2 protein-coding genes are annotated in these 1,868 nt (G+C 37.8%); both read right to left on the minus strand.

Annotation, left to right across the window (positions count from 1 at the left end; genetic code table 11):
- Positions 1–129: 129 nt before the first annotated feature.
- Positions 130–1,038: a hypothetical protein gene (locus tag ACFWUY_RS41445; RefSeq protein ID WP_375839305.1), complete on the minus strand. Its 909-nt coding sequence runs from the start codon at positions 1,036–1,038 to the stop codon at positions 130–132.
- Positions 1,039–1,128: 90 nt separating this feature from the next.
- On the minus strand, positions 1,129–1,302 hold the full coding sequence (locus ACFWUY_RS41450) for a hypothetical protein (RefSeq protein ID WP_375839303.1): 174 nt from the start codon (positions 1,300–1,302) through the stop codon (positions 1,129–1,131).
- Between the last annotated feature and the right edge of the window lie 566 nt (positions 1,303–1,868).

The raw sequence follows: 1,868 nt of genomic DNA on the forward strand, positions 1-1,868 counted from the left end.
CATTTATACACACCCCCTAAATCGTGGTGTGACAATGGGTTCTCGCCGGCTCGAAATCGGTTTGTCATTCTGACAAATAACCCTTCGGGAAATAAAAAAAACGGCTCCATAAAGAGGAACCGTTTTGCTTCAAAAATCACGTTTTGTGTTATACTGGAGAAACGAAATTGTGTTTTCAAAATTGTCATTTTCGACATGATAACTTTTCTCGTAGTGTGGTTTTGCCGAACCCACTACTTTTTTTATGTCTCCGAACTTCATTTCTTCCCGTTCCGGCTTAACAATCCCTTTTGATTTTCGATACATATTCATTCCGGAAGGATACATGTGCAGCCGTCCGCCTTTTAAAAATTTCTTTTCCCGACCTTCTACGATCTTTGTTTGCACCTCACAGCCCTCTGAAGCCACTTTTAAGGCTGTTTCCCTGTCTTGGACATCTTCTAGGTCTATATCAGTCAAATAAGCGCTCAAATAGGCTCCTATGTTGTCTATATCCTTTAATGACTTGATTGTTACAAATCCTAAACCCCATAGACTCCTTAATTCAGCATTTTTAATATAAATCTTATCCAAATCATTAAAGCGCATTAAAACATGACAATGCCAGGCTCCACGTCCTTGTGGCTCTACCACCGATAAATAATCTATCGAACTTTCTTTCTTGTATTTATAACGCAACCTGTCGATAAAATTTTGAAAATCACTATAAAGTTTTTTCGTGTCCGTCATATTTTTCTTGTATGTCAAAGTTATATGTAATTCATTTGGCCGTCCTATAAAATTGTTATTTATCAAATAACGCAGCTTCTTAAAGGTTTGTCTCAAAGAATTATAATTTTCCTGCCGATTTTCCGAATGCTCGAACTCCCGGATCTCCCCAGTAGAGAGGTCTACAAACCTATCCTTGTCCAATTTTTTGATATTATTTTTCCGGTTCATCTTCTCCATATGCTGAACTTCAATGACGTGATTCATAGTGGTCACTTTTACAACATCATTTGGAGCTATGAAAACCGCGTCACCATTGCGTTTATCCATCCATTTCCCCTCAATTTTTCCTGTAATGTTTAATTAAAATCAAGTTAATAATAAAGAACCCCAAATCCGAAGTCAGTTTTTCAACAAAAATTAGCGTCCTTTTCCCAAATAGTCCCTATACAATTCCTTAATAGCAAACTCAATTACAGCATCTTTTGAAACTCTTCCAAATTCATTGTGTTTTGTAAAATGTTCGGCTAATAACTCTAGCTTTTTAAATGTTTCAACAGTAATTCGAGGTCCAATTTGTTTTTTCTCTTCCATCCAAACACACTCCTAACAAGTTGTTAACATAATTCTAACATTGGAAATAATAGAATTCAAGAACAGAAAAAAGAAGCACACTCGGAATGATATTTCGTTTCCTTTTGATTCCGAGCCTCCACCCCTTACAATCCCCAAAGGCAACCGACAAGGGAAAATTCGTCCCTTATCGGCACCTCCGGAAATTGTACAGCAAGGGGTCACTCCCAATAAAAAGACTACGACATATAAAACAGGTTTAGCTTCAGAGAAAAAGAGCATAAGGAAACTCGGTGCCACCCTAAAAAAAAGGGTGTCAAACAGGCTGTGCCTGTTGAGTTTCTATGCTCTTAGAACAGGTGCCGTTTTTGAAGCCAAAGATATAGCATAGATACCCCATAGATATAGCAGGGATATACCAAAATATCTCTAGAGATACGGGTATCTATGCTATATCTCTCTACAAGATTCCTCCACACGCTTGACGGAAATGCTTCAGCATTTTAGCACTCACTCGACAGAGTGTATAAGTGCGCCATTCGGAATTTCAAAGCTTCAAATTTCACAGAGAGTGCCCATTTATACAC

Source organism: Streptomyces sp. NPDC058664, from assembly GCF_042716635.1.
Classification (GTDB): Bacteria; Actinomycetota; Actinomycetes; order Streptomycetales; family Streptomycetaceae; genus Streptomyces.